The sequence below is a fragment of the Sinorhizobium sp. NG07B genome, from assembly GCF_002532005.1.
In the GTDB taxonomy this organism is placed as follows: Bacteria; Pseudomonadota; Alphaproteobacteria; order Rhizobiales; family Rhizobiaceae; genus Sinorhizobium; species Sinorhizobium fredii_C.
In genome coordinates, this window is record NZ_NWTD01000001.1 from 639,725 (window position 1) to 657,799 (window position 18,075).

An 18,075-nucleotide genomic window follows, 5' to 3' on the forward strand; every position below is an offset into this window, starting at 1 on the left:
GACTCGGCAATCGAACATGTACCCGCATTCAGCGAGGGCCTGGTTGCGGGGCGGAGAGGGGGAGTATTGAGCCAGATTGTCTTTATCGCAAAGGAATCGGATTCCGACGAGCCGCGCGTCGCGGGCTCCGTCGAAAGCGTCAAAAAGCTGAAGTCGCTGGGTTTCGACGTCGTCGTCGAGGCCGGCGCGGGCTCGCGGTCGCGGGTGCCGGATGAGGAATTCGAGAAGGCCGGGGCGCGGATCGGCAGCGCCGCCGATGCCGGCAGCGCCGACGTCATCCTCAAGGTGCGCCGGCCGACGGCCGAGGAAATCGGCGGCTACAAGTCCGGGGCGATCGTCATCGCCATCATGGATCCCTACGGCAACGACACGGCGATCGCCGCGATGGCTGAGGCCGGGCTGACCGCCTTCGCGATGGAACTGATGCCGCGCATCACCCGGGCGCAATCGATGGACGTGCTTTCCTCGCAGGCGAACCTTGCCGGCTACCAGGCGGTGGTCGACGCGGCGCATGAATACGACCGGGCGCTGCCAATGATGATGACGGCGGCCGGCACGGTGCCGGCGGCCAAGGTGTTCGTCATGGGCGCCGGCGTTGCCGGCCTGCAGGCGATCGCCACCGCACGGCGGCTCGGCGCCATGGTGTCGGCGACCGACGTCCGCCCGGCGGCCAAGGAGCAGGTCGCCTCGCTCGGCGCCAAGTTCATCGCCGTCGAGGACGACGAGTTCAAGGCGGCCGAGACCGCCGGCGGCTACGCCAAGGAAATGTCGAAGGACTACCAGGCAAAGCAGGCAGCGCTGGTCGCCGAGCACATCGCCAAGCAGGACATCGTCGTCACCACGGCGCTGATCCCCGGCCGGCCGGCGCCGCGGCTGGTGACCCGCCAGATGCTCGATTCGATGAAGCCCGGCTCGGTCGTCGTCGACCTTGCCGTCGAGCGCGGCGGCAATGTCGAAGGCGCCGAGGCCGGCAGGGTCGTCGAGATCGGCGGCGTCAAGGTCGTCGGCCACCTCAACGTGCCCGGCCGCATCGCTGCCTCGGCGTCGCTGCTCTATGCCAAGAACCTCGTCACCTTCCTGGAGACGATGGTCTCGAAGGAGGAAAAGGCCTTGGCGGTCGACATGGAGGACGAGCTCGTCAAGGCGACGGCGCTGACCCACGGCGGCGCCGTGGTGCATCCGGCCTTCGGCGGCGCGAATGGGGGGGACAAGTAAATGGCGAACGAACTTCTCGACAAGGCGCTCACCGACCTCGAACGGGCGGTGGAGGCGGTGCGGACCGCGGCCGAATACGTGCCGGACGCGGCCGGCGCGGTGGCGCATGGCGCCACCGGCGGGGCGATCGACCCCTTCGTCTTCCGGCTGGCGATCTTCGTGCTGGCGATCTTCGTCGGCTACTACGTCGTCTGGTCGGTGACGCCGGCGCTGCATACGCCCTTGATGGCGGTCACCAATGCGATCTCCTCGGTGATCGTCGTCGGCGCGCTGCTGGCGGTCGGCATCTCGGCCTCCGGGCTTGCCACCGGCTTCGGCTTCGTCGCCCTGGTGCTCGCCTCGGTCAACATCTTCGGCGGCTTCCTGGTCACCCAGCGGATGCTCGCCATGTACAAGAAAAAAGACAAGTGAGGCGGGCCGATGAACGCTAACTTCGCAGCCTTCCTCTATCTCGTCTCCGGCGTGCTGTTCATCATGGCGCTCAGGGGCCTGTCGCATCCGGTGACCAGCCGCAGGGGCAATGCCTATGGCATGACCGGTATGGGTATCGCCATCGTCACGACGCTCATGCTCGCCGGACCGTCGATCGGCGGCCTGCTGATGATCGTCGCCGGCCTGGCGATCGGCGGCGGCGCCGGCGCCTATATCGCCAAGCGCATCGCCATGACGGCGATGCCGCAGCTCGTCGCCGCTTTCCACTCGCTCGTCGGTCTCGCGGCCGTGATGGTGGCGGCCGCGGCGATGTACGCGCCGGAAAGCTTCGGCATCGGCGCCATCGGCGACATCCATTCGCAGGCGCTGGTCGAAATGTCGCTCGGCGTCGCCATCGGCGCGATCACCTTCACCGGCTCGGTGATCGCCTTCCTGAAGCTCGACGGCCGCATGTCGGGCAAGCCGATCCTCCTGCCGGCACGCCACCTCGTCAATGCGGGCCTTGCGGCGGCACTCGTGGCGCTGGTGATCATGCTGGTCTTCACCGAGAGCACCACGGTGTTCTGGCTGATCGTCGCCCTGTCGCTCGTCCTCGGGGTGTTGATCATCATCCCGATCGGCGGCGCCGACATGCCGGTGGTGGTGTCGATGCTCAACTCCTATTCCGGCTGGGCGGCGGCCGGCATCGGCTTCACGCTTGGCAACCTGGCGCTGATCATCACCGGGGCGCTGGTCGGCTCTTCGGGTGCGATCCTCTCCTACATCATGTGCAAGGGCATGAACCGCTCGTTCGTCTCGGTGATCCTCGGCGGCTTCGGCGGCGAGACGGCAGCCGCGGGCGGCGACGACGGCATCCAGCGGACCGTCAAGCAGGGCTCGGCCGACGACGCCGCCTTCCTGATGCAAAACGCCTCGAAGGTGATCATCGTGCCCGGCTACGGCATGGCGGTGGCCCAGGCCCAGCATGCGCTGCGCGAGATGGGCGACCAGCTGAAGGCGGCCGGCGTCGAGGTCAAATACGCCATCCACCCGGTCGCCGGCCGCATGCCCGGCCACATGAACGTGCTTCTCGCCGAGGCCAACGTCCCCTATGACGAGGTGTTCGAGCTCGAGGACATCAATTCGGAATTCGCCCAGGCCGACGTCGCCTATGTCATCGGCGCCAACGACGTCACCAATCCGGCGGCGCGCGACGACAAGACCTCGCCGATCTACGGCATGCCGATACTCGACGTCGACAAGGCCAAGACCTGCCTGTTCGTCAAGCGCTCGCTCGGCTCCGGCTATGCCGGCATCGACAACACGCTGTTCTACAAGGACGGCACGATGATGCTCTTGGGCGACGCCAAGAAGGTCACCGAGGAAATCGTCAAGGCGATCACTCACTGAGGCATGACGCCGGCGCTTCGATGCCGAATGCCCGCCTCACTCAGGCGGGCATTCGCTTTTGTAGGACTGAAAGACCACGACCCCGGTTCCGTTGCGAGGTAGGCGGCCGCATTCGAAGTCATGGGAGCCGGCGGCGGCGGCCTTCCGGCCGCTCCGGCGCTGCCTTGCTGGAGTCGGAGCCTCACATAGGTCCCCGCCGCCGCGGAAGCCTCATGCACCGTCGAGTTGCACGTTGGAGAGCTGCAGCCAGGGCGGGTTGTCGGCGTACATTTCGCGAATGAGCTGCTTGATCTCTTCGACCCGGCCTTTCGCGTCGTCGCGCCTGAAGCTCATGATGATCGGCGAGGTGGCGTTCTCGTCCTTTATGGTGCGATAGCACACGTCGTCGGGCCTTTGCCGCTGCGACGCCGCGGGAATGACGCACAGGCTCATTCCGGCCGCCACAATTCCCAATGCGGTCTGAATTTCGCGAACCTCTTCCACGCTGCCAGGCGAAATGCCCTGTTCGGACAACATGTTGAGGACCTCGTCGGCAAAGCTCGGACGCGGAGCCGAGGGATAGACGATGAGCGGTTCCCCCTCCAGTTCGGCGAGCGCGATCGGCTCGGTCGATACCGATTTCGGATGCCCCTTCGGAAAGGCGACGACCAGTCGTTCCTCCCGCAGCGTCAGCCTCTCGACCTCCCTGTCGTTGAAGCGAACCCGGCCGAAGCCGAGATCGATCCGCCTCTCCTTGAGGGCCGTGACCTGCTCGGTCGACATCATTTCCCGGATTTCGATGTCGAGATCCGGCCAGCGCCGGCGCATGCGGCGGACCAGGTCCGGCATGCCGCCATAAAGGGTCGAGCCGACGCAGCCGATGACGTAACGCTCGCGTTTCGACAGGCCGATCTTGCGCGTCTGCTCGCGCATATGCTCGGTCCGGGCAATGATCTGTCCGGCCTGCTCGTAGAAGAAGCGACCGGCCTCGGTCAGATCGAGCGGCCGGCTCGACCGGTCGATCAGCAGAACGCCGAGTTCGTCTTCCAATTGCTGGATCTGCCGACTGAGAGGCGGCTGCGCGATATGCAGGATTCCCGCCGCACGCGAGAAGTTCCGCTCGCGCGCGACGGCAAGAAAATAGCGCAGCTGCCTCAGCTCCATGGCTATACCTTTCAGGTATCAAATCCAACTTATATAGTTTTGGACTGATTTTACAGTGGGCGCTAATTTCCTTGCGATCAAGGGAGGAAAACCGGGTGTCTACCGAAATCCGCATCAGCGCGATCGAAACCATTATACTCGATCTGCCCACCATCCGGCCGCATCGCCTGTCGATGGTGACGATGAACCGGCAGAGCATGACCATCGTCCGCGTTCGCTGCTCCGACGGTTTCGAGGGGTTCGGGGAGGGGACGACGATCGGCGGTCTCGCCTATGGGCCGGAAAGCCCGGAAGGCATGAAGTTGACGATCGACGAATATATCGCGCCGCTGCTCATCGGCCGCGATGCGTCGCGCATCCAGGCTGCCATGGACGTCGTCCTCAAGGCGGTCAAGGGCAATCACTTCGCCAAATGCGCGGTGGAGGCGGCCCTGCTCGATTGCCACGCACGCCGCCTCGGTCTGCCGATGTCGGAACTGCTCGGCGGGCGGCGGCGCGACAGCCTGCCCATCGCCTGGACGCTGGCCTCCGGAGACACCGCCCGGGACATCGACGAGGCGCAAGCCATGCTCGACCGGCGGCGCCACAGGGATTTCAAGCTGAAGATCGGCGTCAAGTCGATCGAGGAAGACATCCATCACGTGGCCGCTATCCGCAAGGCGCTGCCGGACATGGCCTCCATCCGCGTCGACGTGAACATGGCGTGGCGCGAGCGGGAGGCGCGCAACGCGATCGCGGCTCTGGCCGACGCCGGCTGCGTGCTGGTCGAGCAGCCGGTAGAGGGGATCGGATCGCTCGCCCGCCTGCGGCGGACTTCACCGATCGCCATCATGGCGGACGAGGTTCTGGTCGGGCCAGAAAGTGCGCTGGAGGCGGCGACTGCAAGGGCTGCCGACGTGTTCTCGATCAAGATCGAGCAGGCGGGAGGATTGTTTGCCGCCGCCCGGGTGATCGCGATCGCGGAAGCCGCAGGCATCAGCATCTATGGCGGCACCATGCTGGAGGGGCCGATCGGCACGATCGCCGCCTCTCAGTTGATGGCAAGCGTCAAGGAGCTGGAATGGGGCACCGAGTTCTTCGGTCCCCTGCTTCTGACCGAGGAGATCCTGGAAGAGCCGCTTCGCTTCGAGAACTTCGAACTGCAACTGCCGAAAGGTCCCGGGCTCGGCGTGGCTCTTTCAATGGAAGCCGTCAATCGTTTCCGCAGGGACGGCAAGCACGCTTCGACCCTGCGCGTGGTGGGGTGAGATCATGCTGTTTCATGTCGAGATGACCGTCAGTCTGCCGCACGATCTGCCCTCGGGCGTCGCTGCGGAGCTCAAGGCCACGGAACGCGAGCGGGCACAGGAACTGCAGCGTTCCGGCAAATGGCGCCACCTGTGGCGCGTGGCCGGCCGCTACGCGAATGTGAGCATTTTCGATGTGAGCGGGCCGGGCGAACTGCACGAGGTTCTGTCCACCTTGCCGCTCTTTCCCTTCATGGACGTCAAGGTCGTGCCGCTCTGTCGGCACCCTTCGTCGATCCGTAAGGACGATACCTAGAACCTTCGTCGGCGGCACTCCCGGGAGGATGGAGCCGCTGCATTCAAGACAATCCAAGTGGAGGAACGAACATGAACGTGAAGATTTTCGACAGGCCTGACATTCGGGACTTTCTCAAGACCCTCAGCGGTCTCGACAAGGAAGGCGGCAATCCGCGCGTCAAAGAGATCGTCCATCGGATCATGTCGGACCTGTTCAAGGCCATCGACGATCTCGACATCACCCCCGACGAATACTGGACCGGCATCGCCTGGCTCAACGAGATCGGCGCGGCCGGCCAGGCCGGCCTGATCTCGCCCGGTCTCGGCCTCGACCACTTCCTCGACGAGCGTCTCGACGCCATCGACGAGGCGCTCGGGATCGACAATCCCACCCCGCGCACGATCGAGGGGCCGCTCTATGTCGCCGGCGCGCCGGTTTCGGAAGGCTTTGCGCGACTGGACGACGGCACCGATGCCGACGGTCACACGCTCATCGTGCACGGCACCGTCCATGATGCCGACGGCAAGCCGCTGCCGGGCGCGACCGTCGAAGTCTGGCACTGTGACACCCGCGGCTTCTACTCGCACTTCGATCCGACGGGAAAGCAGGCGCCGTTCAACATGCGCCGCACGATCGTCACCGACGAAAGCGGCCGCTACAAGTTCCAGAGCATCGTGCCGCACGGTTACGGCGTGCCGCCAGGCAGCCCGACGGAGCAGCTTCTTTCCGCGCTCGGCCGACACGGCCAGCGCCCGGCACATATCCACTTCTTCATCAGCGCCGACGGTCATCGCAAGCTGACGACCCAAATCAACATCGAAGGCGATCCGCTGGTCAACGACGATTTCGCCTATGCGACCCGTGAGGGGCTTGTGCCATCCGTTGTCGAAAGGACCGACGAGGTCAGCATCAGGGCGAACGGCTTGAACGGCCCGTTTGCGGAGATCAAGTTCGACATTCACCTGACGGCCCTGGTGAACGGTGTCGACAATCAGATAAACGAGCAGCGCAAGCGCGCGGCCGCATGAGGCTCGGCGGCCGAACGGCCGCCACGTGAGTAACCAACGTCACCACCGACATTGTGCAAAGGCTGTGCCAAGGACAGCGCGCCCTTTGCGGGAGATAGGTCATGTCTGCGATCATCGACAAAGCCCGGGATCTCGATCATCTGCTCGCCACCGCCGTGCAGGACGACAAGGAGGCCGGCATTTTCCGTTGCCGCCGCGACATCTTCACCAATGAAGACCTGTTCGAGCTGGAGATGAAGCACATCTTCGAGAGCAACTGGGTGTACTTGGCACATGAGAGCCAGATCCCGGAAAACAACGACTACTACACGACCTATATGGGCCGTCAGCCGGTGGTCGTCACCCGCGACAAGAACGGCGAACTCAATGCGATCATCAATGCCTGCGCGCATCGCGGGGCAATGCTTTGCCGGCGCAAGCACGGCAACAAGGGCAGCTTCACCTGTCCCTTCCACGGCTGGACCTTTTCCAACACCGGCAAGCTGCTCAAGGTCAAGGACGAGAAGTCCACCCAATATCCGGAGCAGTTCGCCAAGGACGGCTCGCACGACCTGAAGCGCCTGCCCCGCTTCGAAAGCTATCGCGGCTTCCTGTTCGGCAGCCTGAAGGAGGACGTCGCGTCGCTCGAGGCGTTCCTCGGCGAGACGAAGGTCATCATCGACCAGATCGTCGACCAGGCTTCGAACGGGCTCGAAGTGCTGCGAGGCAACTCGTCCTACATTTATGACGGCAATTGGAAGCTGCAGATGGAGAACGGCTGCGACGGCTATCACGTCAGCTCGGTCCACTGGAACTACGCCGCCACCATGGGCCGGCGCAAGGAGGAGGGCACGAAGGCGGTCGATGCCAACAGTTGGAGCCGATCCGTCGCCGGCGTCTACGGTTTCGAGAACGGCCATATCCTCTTGTGGACGAACACGATGAACCCGGAAGTGCGTCCGGTCTACGACCAACGCGACGAGATCAGGGCACGCGTCGGCGAGGTGAAGGCGGATTTCATCGTCAACCAGACGCGCAATCTCTGCATCTACCCCAATGTCTTCCTGATGGATCAGTTCTCGACGCAAATTCGCGTGACCCGGCCGATCAGCGTCGACAAGACCGAGATCAGCATCTTCTGCTTCGCGCCGAAAGGAGAAAGCGCTGCGGACCGAGCGCTGCGCATTCGGCAATACGAGGACTTCTTCAACGTGTCCGGAATGGGCACGGCCGACGATCTGGAAGAATTCCGCGCCTGCCAGGCCGGCTATGCCGGCACCGCCGCGCTCTGGAACGACCTGTCGCGGGGCGCACCGCTCTGGATCGACGGTCCTGATGAGAACGCGAAGCGAATGGGCATCGAGCCGCTCCTGTCCGGCGAGCGCAGCGAAGACGAGGGCCTGTTTGTGCGCCAGCACGAATATTGGGCCAAGGTGATGCGCGAGGCGCTGACGGCCGAGAAGAACGGAGTCGTCGCATGAGCATTTTCTACGAAGCCATCTGCGCGTTTCTTTACCGGGAAGCCCGTCTGCTGGACGATCGCGAGTGGGACGAATGGCTGACCTGCTATGCGCCAGACGTGACCTACTGGATGCCGGCCTGGGACGACGACGACCAGATCACCGATGACCCGCAGTCGCAGATCTCGCTGATCTACTACCCGAACCGCGACGGTCTGGAAGACCGGGTGTTCCGCATCAAGACCGAGCGCTCCGGCGCTTCCACGCCGGAGCCGCGCACCAGCCACAGCGTGACCAATGTCGAAGTCTTGGAAGTCCGCGGTGATGAAGTCGACGTGCGCTACAACTTCCACACGTTGAACCATCGTTACAAGGTCACCGACCAGTTCTTCGGCACGATGTTCGTGACGCTGCGCAAGAGCGACGACGAGCTGCTGATCTCCAACAAGAAGATCGTGCTGAAGAACGACTACATCCGCCAGGTCATCGACGTCTATCACATCTGACGGGCGTTGCCGGCCGGCACAGGAATTGATGAGGAGGGTTCTATGGCCTGCTACAGAATTGCGTTGAACTTCGAGGACGGGGTGACCCGCTTCATCGAGTGCAAGGACGGCGAGAAGGTTCTCGATGCGGCCTTCCGCAACAAGATCAACCTGCCGATGGACTGTTCCGACGGCGTGTGCGGCACCTGCAAGTGTCGCGCCGAGAGCGGCAGCTACGACCTAGGCAACGATTTCATCGACGATGCGCTGACGGCGGAGGAGGCCGAAAGCGGGCTTGTGCTGACCTGCCAGATGAAGCCGGCTTCGGATTGCGTGATCGCGGTGCCGACGACATCCGTGGCCTGCAAGACCGGGCAGCAGAGATTCTCGGCCACAGTGGCGCGCGTCAGCCTGCACAACGACGCGGCGACCGTGCTGGAGCTTGAGGCGGAGGCCGCGCCTGCCTTCCTGCCTGGCCAGTATGTCAATATCGAGGTGCCGGGCAGCGGTCAGAGCCGCTCCTATTCGTTCAGCACAGCGCCCTGCGAAGGCCGCATCGGCTTCCTCATCAAGAAGATACCCGGCGGCCTGATGAGCAGCTGGCTGGAGCGCGCCGAAGTCGGCGCGAAGCTGGAGCTGACAGGACCGCTGGGGAGCTTTTATCTCCGCCACGTCCAGAGGCCACTCTTGTTCCTGGCCGGCGGCACGGGGCTCGCGCCGTTCCTGTCGATGCTGGAAGTGCTCGCCCGCGAGAGTTCTGGGCAGAAGATCCACCTAATCTATGGCGTGACGCGCGATCTCGATTTGGTTCTCGTCGACGAAATCGAAGCCTATGCGGCGCGCCTGCCCAACTTCAGCTTCGCGACGGTGGTGGCCGAGGATTCCTCCGGCCACCCGCGCAAGGGCTGGGTGACACAGCATATGCCCACCGAGGTGCTGCACGGCGGCGACGTCGACGTCTATCTCTGCGGCCCGCCGCCGATGGTCGATGCTGTTCGCAGGCATTTCGACGACAGCGGCGTTAAGCCGAACAGTTTTCACTATGAGAAGTTCACGCCCAATGCGGTCGTGAAGGAGGCTGCGTGAGCAGGGTGCGCTTCGCGGATCGTTTTGCCGGCAAGGTGCTGGTGGTGACCGGCGCGGCGCAGGGCATCGGCCGCGCCGTGGCGATCCGCGCCGCGGAGGAGGGCGGACGGGTCGTCTTCGTCGATCGTGCCGATTTCGTCGCCGATGTGGCGACCGAGGCCCGCGACGCTGAAGTCGCGGCTTTCAGGACCGACCTAGAAACCTATGAAGGTGCGGCTGCCGCGATGCGCTTCGCCGAAGAACGCTTCGGCGGCATCGACATCCTCATCAACAATGTCGGCGGGGCGATCCGCATGCGCCCCTACGGTGAATTCGAGCCGCAGCAGATCGATGCCGAGATCCGCCGCTCGCTGATGCCGACGCTCTACTGCTGCCACGCCGTGCTGCCGCATCTCGTCGTGCGCGGCGGCGGCACCATCGTCAATGTGTCGTCGAATGCGACGCGCGGCATCCATCGGGTGCCCTATTCGGCGGCCAAGGGCGGGGTGAATGCAATCACCCAGTCGCTGGCGATGGAGTTGGCGGAGCGCAACATCCGCGTGGTCGCTACCGCCCCGGGCGGCACGGAAGCGCCGCCGCGGCGCGTTCCGCGCAATGCCGGCGGCGACACGGAGGCGGAGAAGGGCTGGATGGCCGAGGTCGTTCACCAGGTGAAGCAATCCAGCTTCGTGAAGCGCTACGGGACAATCGAGGAACAGGTGGCGCCGATCCTGTTCCTGGCCTCGGACGAGGCGTCCTACATCATCGGCAGCGTGCTGCCCGTGGCCGGGGGCGATACCGGCTGACATTTCAAGACTGACTGCGTAGCAACTCGGGGAGGAGCGATGATGCGCACTATCGATGTGAATGAAGCAATAGACAACAATCCGTTCGGGGGATTCCAGTGGCTGGTGGTGGGGCTCTGCGCCCTGCTGCTGATCGTCGACGGCTACGACGTCTTCGTCGCCGGCACCGTCCTGCCGACGCTGATCGCCGAATGGGGTCTGAGCAAACCCCAGGCCGGCGCGCTGCAGGCCTGGGCGCTGTTCGGCATGATGTTCGGCGCCCTCTTCTTCGGACCGCTGGCCGACAGGATCGGCCGGAAGAAGGGCATCGCGATCAGCTTCCTGCTGTTCACCGTCTCGACCCTTCTCACCGGCTTTGCCGGTTCGCCGGAGCAGTTCAAGGTCTTCCGCTTCTTCGCCGGGCTCGGCTGCGGCGGGCTGATGCCGAATGCCGTGGCGCTGATGAACGAATATGCGCCGAAGCGCCTGCGCGGCACCATGGTGGCGCTGATGTTCTCCGGCTATTCGGTCGGCGGCATGGTCGCGGCGGGCCTCGGCATCGGTCTCATCCCGCAATTCGGCTGGAAGCCGATGTTCTTCGTCGCCGCGCTGCCGCTGGTGCTGCTGCCGGTCATCCTGTGGAAGCTGCCGGAATCGCTCGGCTTCCTCATTCGCCAGGGCGAGCAGGAAAAGGCTAGACAAATCTATGCGAAGATCGTCCCGTCCGCGCGCCTCGTCAGTGAAGACAGGCTGGTCTTCTCCGAAGCCAAGGGCGCGTCTGCGTCGGTCGCCGAACTGTTCCGGCACCAGCGGACGCTGCGCACGCTGATGCTGTGGGTCGCCTTTTTCTGCTGCCTGTTGCTCGTCTATCTGCTCTCGTCCTGGCTGCCGAAAGTTCTCCAGGAAGCCGGCTATGCCGAAAAGGCGAGCCTGCTCAGCCTCTTCTCGCTCAACTTCGGCGGCATGGCGGGCGCGATCGCCGGCGGCTGGCTCGGCGACCGCTTCGGCCTGCCGAAAGTGGTGGTCGCCTTCTTCGTTGCAGCGACTGCCTCGATCGCGCTGATCGGCTTCAACCTGCCGGCGGGACTCCTGTTCCTGATGGTCTTTATTGCCGGCGCCACGACGATCGGCACGCAGATCCTGCTCTATGCCAGCGTCGCGCAGCTCTACAATCTCTCCGTCCGGTCGACCGGGTTGGGTTGGGCCTCGGGCGTGGGCCGCATCGGCGCCATCGTCGGCCCGACGCTCGGCGGCGTGCTCCTCGCGCAGCAACTTCCGCTCCAGCAGAACTTCCTGATTTTCGCCATCCCCGCGGCGGTCTCGGCGCTCGCCATGCTGGTCTTCGCGGTCAGCAACGCCCGCCGCGCCGGCACCGTCCAACTCGCTGCCGCGTAGGGCGGTGGTACGATGAGCGGTGGCCCGAGCCGCTCATTACGCTTCTGCCGACGGCCGATCGTAACCCGGCCGTCGGCGCCTTTCTCGCGGCGAGCACGGTCGACACTACGTCATAGGATGAGTGTTCGTCCGAATCGCCCGTAAGCCTCTTCAAAAAAACCGAAGCCCTCGAGCCGTGCCCTATCTAGATCTCGAAAGTCACCGCCTTCATTACCGTATCGACGGCGATACGGCCGCTTCCGGCAAGCCTTGGCTCATGTTCTGCAATTCGGTCGGTACCGACCTGCACATGTGGGCTGCGCAGGTGGCCGCGCTCTCGCACCAATATCGCCTGCTGCGTTACGATCGCCGCGGTCATGGCCTGTCTTCGGCACCGCCGCCGCCCTATGCGCTGTCCGATCTTGGTCACGACGTCATCGCGCTGCTCGATGCGCTTGAGATAGAGCGGGCGCATTTCTGCGGCCTCTCTATCGGCGGTCTGACCGGACAGTGGCTGGCCATTCATGCCGGAGAACGGCTGGACAAGCTTGTTGTGTGCGCGACGTCCGCCAAGATCGGCACCGCGGAAAGCTGGGTCGCGCGCATTGCCGCCGTGCGGGCAAACGGCATTGGGAAGCTCGCCGCCGCCACCGCCGAGCGCTGGTTCACGCCGGAGTTCAGAACCGCTGAACGCGGCACCGTCCGCGAGATGCGTGACACGTTCGCCGCGACCAAGGTCGATGGCTATATCGGCTGTTGCGCAGCTCTGGCCGGGGCGGATCTGCGGGAGGAAGTCGGCCGGATCGCAAACCCCGTGCTTGCCGTCTCCGGCGAAGACGATCCGGTGTGTCCGCCGGCCGATTTGGAGGGCATCGCCGTTGGTGTGCTCTGGGGTCGCCACGTCTCATTGCCGGGCCGCCATATGGTCAATGTCGAGTCGGCTTCGGCATTCAATGCTGCGCTTATCGAGTTTCTCGACAGCGATTGGTGACTCGGCGGCAAGGCGAACGGCTTGCGGTGTAACTGCACGATCATCATATTGCGGTCAATAAAGGCGAGCGCGAGGTTTCGACGATGGTCGTTCTGACAATTCGGAATGTGCCCGATGAAGTGCATCGCGCCCTGCGCGTGCGGGCTGCGCTACACGGCCGCAGCACGGAGGCGGAAGTCCGCAGTCGTGAAGCCGGAGCAGCGCGTCCGCATGGGAGACGTCCTCGCTGAGCTCAGCCGCGGCGGGGGCTGACCAATGATGATTTCGCGGTACTCGACCAGCGTCGTGACGAGGCAGCAGAGCCAATAAGGTTCGAATGATCGTCTTGGATACGAATGTCGTTTCCGAGGCGATGAAACCAGAGCCCAACCCGGCCGTCCGTTCCTGGCTGAACGCGCAGGTCGCCGAAACCCTGTATTTGTCGAATGTAATGCGGGCCGAAATGCTGTTCGGCGAACGCATATTGCCGTTCGACACCGGCGCTGCTCGGCACTACGCCGCCTTGGCTGTGAAAGCCAGAACGGCCGGCAAGGGGTTTCCGACCCCCGACGGATATATTGCCGCCATTGCCTCCTCTAACGGGTTCATCATAGCGACACGCGACATCGGCCCCTTTGAAGCGGCAGGGCTAACCGTTGTAAATCCTTGGAATAATGCATAGTCCAAAGACACTGAACCGCAGCCTCTTGCCCTCCTCTTTGGTCGAATCGGCGCAAGCGAGACAGGGTCGGCTCGGGGCCTTAAGCTGCCATTGGCAGCGCACCTCTTTAGTCCGGGCAACGACCACGCAGCGATCTTCCGCCACTCGGCGCCGCTCCCGGCGACCGCGCTCCTACGTGGCGACCGTACAAGCTGTGGCCGAAATCCGCGCCGAAGGCTGCCTTTACGGTCAGCGTAGGGGGCTCGCCCGGCGGCTCGCCGCCATTCCGGCGAGCCAAGTCGCGCTCCAGTACCGCCTGCGCCCCTCGAAGACATGGCCCCGCACCGGCCGCCACCTCCCACCGCCAGCTCCCCCGACATGTCACAAAAAAATCCATAATCGCCGTTGCGGCGTGACATAACTTGCGCTATATATCTGACCGATCGGTCGGTTAATGAAAATTACCGATCCAGTGGGAGGAGTCACATGCCTGAGGCTTTCAGCCTGCGTCCTTTATGGACCCCAGCACCAGCCGACGCTTCGCGGGCCCGAAGCTCCGGGCGGCCTTCTGTGTTGATTCCCTGCCGGAGACGGCCGACAATATGGGCGAGGACTTCGGCGTCAGCTGCGCCGATCAGGATGCAGTCGCCGAACGCAACGAAGCGCGCGGGGCCGCGGCACAAAGTGCGGGTTCGTCCGCTCAGGATAAGCGGCGCACGGCTGGTGACGACCGCCACCCATCAGCTTCACCGCCAGGGCGGTCGCGCGTGCGCTGTGCAGGATGTGCATCGGCGTCGGCCAGGCCTTTGCCATCATTCTCTGACGGAGGAGTAGGACCATGTATGCGCAAATGGTGAAAACCGACGCTGCCCGCGTCAAGGGTCTCGGCGAGATGGATGCGCAAGAGCGCGCCTTCCAGCAGCGCATCGATGCGGGCCAAAAGATCGAGCCGAAGGAATGGATGCCGGAAGGCTACCGTAAGACGCTCATCCGCCAGATCAGCCAGCACGCCCATTCCGAAATCGTCGGTCAGTTGCCGGAAGGCAACTGGATCACCCGTGCGCCGACGCTGGAGCGCAAGGCGATACTGCTTGCCAAGGTCCAGGATGAGGCCGGCCACGGCCTCTATCTCTACTGCGCCGCCGAGACGCTCGGGATCAGCCGCGATCAGATGTATGACCAGTTGCACAGCGGCAAGGCAAAATATTCCTCGATCTTCAACTATCCGACGCTCTCCTGGGCGGACATCGGTGCCATCGGCTGGCTGGTCGACGGCGCGGCGATCATGAACCAGGTGCCGCTGCAGCGCTGTTCCTACGGGCCCTATGCGCGCGCCATGGTGAGGATCTGTAAGGAGGAAAGCTTCCATCAGCGCCAAGGCTTCGACATTCTGGCGAAGATGGTGAAGGGCACGCGGGCCCAAAAAGCGATGGTTCAGGATGCGCTGGACCGCTGGTGGTGGCCGTCGCTGATGATGTTCGGCCCCTCCGACGATGCCTCCGTCCACTCGGCCCAGTCGATGGCCTGGAAGATCAAGCAGAACTCGAATGATGAGCTCCGTCAAAAGTTCGTCGATCAGACGGTGCCCCAGGCCGAGTATCTAGGACTCACCGTTCCAGATCCGGACCTCAAGTGGAACGACGAAAAGGGCGGCTACGATTTCGGCGAGCCGGACTGGAGCGAGTTCTTCGAGGTGATCGCCGGCAACGGCCCCTGCAATGCTGAACGCCTCGGGGCGCGCAGGAAGGCCTGGGAGGATGGCACCTGGTTCCGCGACGGCCTGACGGCGCATGCGGAGAAGGTCGCGGCTCGACGCGCCAAGTCGATCGCTGCCGAGTAGAGATAGGGAGAGAGCAGCATGTCCAGCGAATGGCCCCTCTGGGAGGTTTTCATCCGCGGCCAGCACGGGCTGAACCACCGACACGTGGGCAGCCTGCATGCGCCGGACGCGGAAATGGCAATCAACAACGCCCGCGACGTCTACACGCGCCGCAATGAGGGCGTCAGCATCTGGGTGGTGCGTTCGAGCGACATCGTCGCCAGCGCGCCCTCTGAAAAGGGGCCGCTTTTCGAGCCTTCGAATTCGAAGGTCTACCGCCATCCGACCTTCTTCGACATTCCCGACGAAGTGGGGCACATGTGATGGGTAGAGCAACCGTGACGGACACGGCCGTCGACCGCGCCGCACTTTTCGAGTTCCTGCTGCGCATGGGCGACAGCACCCTTGTCCTCGGCCATCGCCTTTCGGAATGGTGCGGCCACGGCCCGGCGCTCGAGGAAGACATCGCGCTCGCCAACACGGCGCTCGACTTTATCGGCCAGACGCAGTTGTGGCTGGGTCTCGCGAGCGAGGTCGAAGGCGAGGGCCGCAGCGCCGACGATCTCGCCTATCTCCGGGACGCGCGCGATTTCCGTAATCTGTTGCTTACAGAACGTCCGAACGGCGATTTCGGCAAGACGCTGATGCGCCAGTTCCTTTTCGACGCGTGGCACTACCTCTGTCTGAGGGCGCTGTTAGGCTCTTCCGATGCGCGCGTTGCCGCGATCGCCGAGAAGGCGTCCAAGGAGGTGGCCTACCATCTCCAGCGCAGCCGCGACCTCGTCATCCGGCTCGGTGACGGAACGGCGGAAAGCCATGCCCGCATGCAGGAAGCGCTTGATGATCTCTGGCCCTATACCGGCGAGATTTTCATGAACGAAGCCTCCGACGCCGCCCTTGTCGCCGCCGGTGTGGCGCCCGAGCCCGCAAGCCTCAAGGCGGAATGGGATGCGCTGGTTGCGGAAGCGCTCTCAGAGGCGACGCTGAAGAAGCCCGCCGACGGCTATATGCACAGGGGCGGCAAGCGCGGCATTCATACGGAGCATCTCGGCTACGTGCTCGCCGAGCTGCAGTTCCTGCAGCGCGCCTATCCGGGCGCCACCTGGTAGGAGGCTTTGATGGCAACCGCGACGCTTCCGTCGATCAAGGATGTCTGGGACTGGCTGGCGCAAGTGCCCGACCCGGAGATTCCGGTCATTTCGGTTACGGATCTCGGCATCGTTCGTGATGTCGCCTGGGACGGCGGCACGGTGGTGGTGACGGTGACGCCGACCTATTCGGGCTGTCCCGCCACGACGGTGATCAACCTGGATATCGAACGGGCGCTCCATGAAAAGGGGCTTAAACGCGTCAGGCTCGAACGCCGGCTCTCGCCGGCCTGGACCACCGACTGGATCAGCGCCGAGGGCCGCGACAAGCTCAAGACCTATGGGATCGCGCCGCCGGTCGACGGTACGGCCGCGGACGGAACGCTGCTCAAGCGGATCGACCGTCTCTCCGGTCGCCCGAGTCTGACGGTCGGCTGTCCCCGCTGCGGATCCTCACGGACCGAAAAGGTCAGCCAGTTCGGGTCGACTCCGTGCAAGGCGAGCTATCGCTGCTCCGACTGCCTAGAACCGTTCGATTATTTTAAGTGCATCTGACGCGATCCAGAGTGAGGCCCGCTTAAATGGCACGTTTCCACCCCCTGCAAGTCACCGAAGTCCGGCGCGAAACGCGCGATGCCGTGGTCGTGACGCTCATGCCGCGGGAAGAAGACCGCGCCGCCTTCGATTTCACGCAAGGCCAGTACCTGACGTTTCGCCGGATGTTCGACGGCGAGGAGCTGCGCCGCTCCTATTCGATCTGCGCCGGAAAGGACGAAGGTGTGCTGAGGGTCGGCATCAAGCGCGTCGACGGCGGCTGCTTCTCCACCTGGGCGAACGAGGAGCTCAAGCGCGGCGAGATGCTGGAGGCGATGCCGCCGATGGGGGGCTTCTTCACGCCGATTGAGCCGGATGCGGCAAAACACTATCTCGGCTTTGCCGGCGGCAGCGGCATCACGCCGCTCCTCTCGATCATCAAGACGACGCTTGCGCGCGAGCCGCGGTCCCAGTTCACGCTGGTCTATGCCAACCGACACGTCAGCTCGATCATGTTTCGCGAGGAGCTCGAAGACCTCAAGAACCTCTATCTCGGGCGGTTTGCGGCATTGCATGTCCTCGAAAGCGAAGCCCAGGATATCGACCTTTTTACCGGACGGGTCGACGCGGAGAAATGCGAGGCGCTGTTCCGCAGCTGGATCGATCTGAAATCGGTCGACACCGTCTTCATCTGCGGCCCGGAACCGATGATGCTGGCGATCGCCGCGGCGCTGCGCGCGCACGGACTTCGCGACGAGCAGATCAAGTTCGAGCTGTTCGCGTCCTCGCAGCCCGGCCGTGCACGGCGCAAGGTCGCAAGTGCTGCCGGTGCCGACAGGCAGTCGAGTTGCGAGGCGACCGTCACCCTCGATGGTACGACCCGCAACTTCAGCTTTCCGAAACAGGGGCAGAGCCTCCTCGAAGCCGCACTCGAAAACAGGCTGGATGCGCCATACGCCTGCAAGGCGGGCGTCTGTTCTACCTGCCGCGCCAAAGTGATCGAGGGCGAGGTGGAGATGGAGACCAACCATGCGCTGGAGGACTACGAGGTGGAGCAGGGATATGTGCTGACCTGCCAGTGCTTTCCGCTGAGCGACCGCATCGTCGTCAGCTACGACCAGTGA

19 protein-coding genes and 1 pseudogene are annotated in these 18,075 nt (G+C 64.0%); 19 read left to right on the forward strand and 1 reads right to left on the reverse strand.

The window, feature by feature from the left end; all coding sequences use genetic code 11:
* The first annotated feature begins 66 nt into the window (after positions 1 to 66).
* Genes CO664_RS03080 through CO664_RS03090 form a run of 3 tightly spaced genes read left to right on the forward strand, consistent with a single transcriptional unit; the run spans position 67 to position 3,036 of the window.
* On the forward strand, positions 67 to 1,215 hold the full coding sequence (locus CO664_RS03080) for a Re/Si-specific NAD(P)(+) transhydrogenase subunit alpha (protein WP_097537904.1): 1,149 nt from the start codon (positions 67 to 69) through the stop codon (positions 1,213 to 1,215).
* On the forward strand, positions 1,216 to 1,626 hold the full coding sequence (locus CO664_RS03085) for a proton-translocating transhydrogenase family protein (RefSeq protein WP_012709410.1): 411 nt from the start codon (positions 1,216 to 1,218) through the stop codon (positions 1,624 to 1,626).
* A 9-nt stretch (positions 1,627 to 1,635) separates the two neighbouring features.
* Complete coding sequence (locus tag CO664_RS03090) at positions 1,636 to 3,036, forward strand: NAD(P)(+) transhydrogenase (Re/Si-specific) subunit beta (RefSeq protein ID WP_097537905.1); 1,401 nt, start codon at positions 1,636 to 1,638, stop codon at positions 3,034 to 3,036.
* 210 nt (positions 3,037 to 3,246) lie between these two features.
* Here CO664_RS03090 and CO664_RS03095 read toward each other — a convergent pair whose 3' ends face one another.
* Positions 3,247 to 4,179, reverse strand: a complete 933-nt coding sequence (locus CO664_RS03095; RefSeq protein ID WP_037414415.1) for a LysR family transcriptional regulator — start codon at positions 4,177 to 4,179, stop codon at positions 3,247 to 3,249.
* Positions 4,180 to 4,274: 95 nt separating this feature from the next.
* On the opposite strand from CO664_RS03095, the gene CO664_RS03100 reads away from it, so the two are divergent.
* The 16 genes and pseudogenes from CO664_RS03100 (at position 4,275) to paaE (ending at position 18,075) form a co-directional block, all read left to right on the forward strand.
* The gene (locus CO664_RS03100) at positions 4,275 to 5,426 is read left to right on the forward strand and encodes a muconate/chloromuconate family cycloisomerase (protein WP_097537906.1); all 1,152 of its coding nucleotides are present in this window, start codon (positions 4,275 to 4,277) and stop codon (positions 5,424 to 5,426) included.
* Positions 5,427 to 5,430: 4 nt separating this feature from the next.
* On the forward strand, positions 5,431 to 5,721 hold the full coding sequence (catC, locus tag CO664_RS03105; protein ID WP_097537907.1) for a muconolactone Delta-isomerase: 291 nt from the start codon (positions 5,431 to 5,433) through the stop codon (positions 5,719 to 5,721).
* Positions 5,722 to 5,792: 71 nt separating this feature from the next.
* Positions 5,793 to 6,731: a catechol 1,2-dioxygenase gene (gene catA / locus CO664_RS03110; protein WP_037414421.1), complete on the forward strand. Its 939-nt coding sequence runs from the start codon at positions 5,793 to 5,795 to the stop codon at positions 6,729 to 6,731.
* A gap of 101 nt (positions 6,732 to 6,832) precedes the next feature.
* Complete coding sequence (locus CO664_RS03115) at positions 6,833 to 8,191, forward strand: Rieske 2Fe-2S domain-containing protein (protein WP_097537908.1); 1,359 nt, start codon at positions 6,833 to 6,835, stop codon at positions 8,189 to 8,191.
* Positions 8,188 to 8,676 (forward strand): benzoate 1,2-dioxygenase small subunit, encoded by a 489-nt coding sequence (gene benB / locus CO664_RS03120; RefSeq protein WP_037414425.1) that lies wholly within the window; start codon positions 8,188 to 8,190, stop codon positions 8,674 to 8,676. The genes CO664_RS03115 and benB overlap by 4 nt, the downstream gene beginning before the upstream one ends.
* A gap of 42 nt (positions 8,677 to 8,718) precedes the next feature.
* A complete protein-coding gene (benC, locus tag CO664_RS03125) occupies positions 8,719 to 9,741 on the forward strand; it encodes a benzoate 1,2-dioxygenase electron transfer component BenC (protein WP_037414427.1) in 1,023 nt (340 codons plus the stop codon).
* Entirely contained in the window at positions 9,738 to 10,526 is a 789-nt protein-coding gene (gene benD / locus CO664_RS03130; RefSeq protein ID WP_097537909.1) for a benzoate diol dehydrogenase BenD, read from the forward strand. Before benC ends, benD begins: the two co-directional genes overlap by 4 nt.
* A 39-nt stretch (positions 10,527 to 10,565) precedes the next feature.
* Positions 10,566 to 11,900 carry an MFS transporter gene (locus CO664_RS03135; protein ID WP_202859971.1) on the forward strand — a complete coding sequence of 445 codons (1,335 nt, stop codon included), beginning with the start codon at positions 10,566 to 10,568 and terminating at the stop codon, positions 11,898 to 11,900.
* Positions 11,901 to 12,075: 175 nt separating this feature from the next.
* A complete protein-coding gene (pcaD, locus tag CO664_RS03140) occupies positions 12,076 to 12,870 on the forward strand; it encodes a 3-oxoadipate enol-lactonase (protein ID WP_097537910.1) in 795 nt (264 codons plus the stop codon).
* 83 nt (positions 12,871 to 12,953) lie between these two features.
* Positions 12,954 to 13,190 (forward strand): annotated as a pseudogene (locus CO664_RS31645) (plasmid stabilization protein).
* Positions 13,187 to 13,531: a type II toxin-antitoxin system VapC family toxin gene (locus CO664_RS03150; protein ID WP_097537911.1), complete on the forward strand. Its 345-nt coding sequence runs from the start codon at positions 13,187 to 13,189 to the stop codon at positions 13,529 to 13,531. The pseudogene CO664_RS31645 and the gene CO664_RS03150 overlap by 4 nt, the downstream one beginning before the upstream one ends.
* A gap of 817 nt (positions 13,532 to 14,348) precedes the next feature.
* Positions 14,349 to 15,350, forward strand: coding sequence for a 1,2-phenylacetyl-CoA epoxidase subunit PaaA (gene paaA / locus CO664_RS03160; RefSeq protein ID WP_037414433.1), 1,002 nt, complete (start codon positions 14,349 to 14,351; stop codon positions 15,348 to 15,350).
* An 18-nt stretch (positions 15,351 to 15,368) separates the two neighbouring features.
* A complete protein-coding gene (gene paaB, locus CO664_RS03165; protein WP_026614670.1) occupies positions 15,369 to 15,653 on the forward strand; it encodes a 1,2-phenylacetyl-CoA epoxidase subunit PaaB in 285 nt (94 codons plus the stop codon).
* Complete coding sequence (gene paaC / locus CO664_RS03170; RefSeq protein WP_037414436.1) at positions 15,653 to 16,438, forward strand: 1,2-phenylacetyl-CoA epoxidase subunit PaaC; 786 nt, start codon at positions 15,653 to 15,655, stop codon at positions 16,436 to 16,438. The genes paaB and paaC overlap by 1 nt, the downstream gene beginning before the upstream one ends.
* A 9-nt stretch (positions 16,439 to 16,447) precedes the next feature.
* A complete protein-coding gene (gene paaD / locus CO664_RS03175) occupies positions 16,448 to 16,972 on the forward strand; it encodes a 1,2-phenylacetyl-CoA epoxidase subunit PaaD (protein ID WP_037414438.1) in 525 nt (174 codons plus the stop codon).
* 26 nt (positions 16,973 to 16,998) lie between these two features.
* The gene (gene paaE, locus CO664_RS03180; protein WP_037414440.1) at positions 16,999 to 18,075 is read left to right on the forward strand and encodes a 1,2-phenylacetyl-CoA epoxidase subunit PaaE; all 1,077 of its coding nucleotides are present in this window, start codon (positions 16,999 to 17,001) and stop codon (positions 18,073 to 18,075) included.

Bases quoted from the DNA above. Each gene is read 5' to 3' on its own strand.
- CO664_RS03085 (WP_012709410.1), top strand. From the start codon at position 1,216: ATGGCGAACGAACTTCTCGACAAGGCGCTCACCGACCTCGAACGGGCG.
- CO664_RS03090 (WP_097537905.1), top strand. From the start codon at position 1,636: ATGAACGCTAACTTCGCAGCCTTCCTCTATCTCGTCTCCGGCGTGCTG.
- CO664_RS03095 (WP_037414415.1), bottom strand. From the start codon at position 4,179: ATGGAGCTGAGGCAGCTGCGCTATTTTCTTGCCGTCGCGCGCGAGCGG.
- catC (WP_097537907.1), top strand. From the start codon at position 5,431: ATGCTGTTTCATGTCGAGATGACCGTCAGTCTGCCGCACGATCTGCCC.
- catA (WP_037414421.1), top strand. From the start codon at position 5,793: ATGAACGTGAAGATTTTCGACAGGCCTGACATTCGGGACTTTCTCAAG.
- CO664_RS03115 (WP_097537908.1), top strand. From the start codon at position 6,833: ATGTCTGCGATCATCGACAAAGCCCGGGATCTCGATCATCTGCTCGCC.
- benB (WP_037414425.1), top strand. From the start codon at position 8,188: ATGAGCATTTTCTACGAAGCCATCTGCGCGTTTCTTTACCGGGAAGCC.
- benC (WP_037414427.1), top strand. From the start codon at position 8,719: ATGGCCTGCTACAGAATTGCGTTGAACTTCGAGGACGGGGTGACCCGC.
- CO664_RS03135 (WP_202859971.1), top strand. From the start codon at position 10,566: ATGATGCGCACTATCGATGTGAATGAAGCAATAGACAACAATCCGTTC.
- CO664_RS03150 (WP_097537911.1), top strand. From the start codon at position 13,187: ATGATCGTCTTGGATACGAATGTCGTTTCCGAGGCGATGAAACCAGAG.
- paaA (WP_037414433.1), top strand. From the start codon at position 14,349: ATGTATGCGCAAATGGTGAAAACCGACGCTGCCCGCGTCAAGGGTCTC.
- paaB (WP_026614670.1), top strand. From the start codon at position 15,369: ATGTCCAGCGAATGGCCCCTCTGGGAGGTTTTCATCCGCGGCCAGCAC.
- paaC (WP_037414436.1), top strand. From the start codon at position 15,653: ATGGGTAGAGCAACCGTGACGGACACGGCCGTCGACCGCGCCGCACTT.
- paaD (WP_037414438.1), top strand. From the start codon at position 16,448: ATGGCAACCGCGACGCTTCCGTCGATCAAGGATGTCTGGGACTGGCTG.
- paaE (WP_037414440.1), top strand. From the start codon at position 16,999: ATGGCACGTTTCCACCCCCTGCAAGTCACCGAAGTCCGGCGCGAAACG.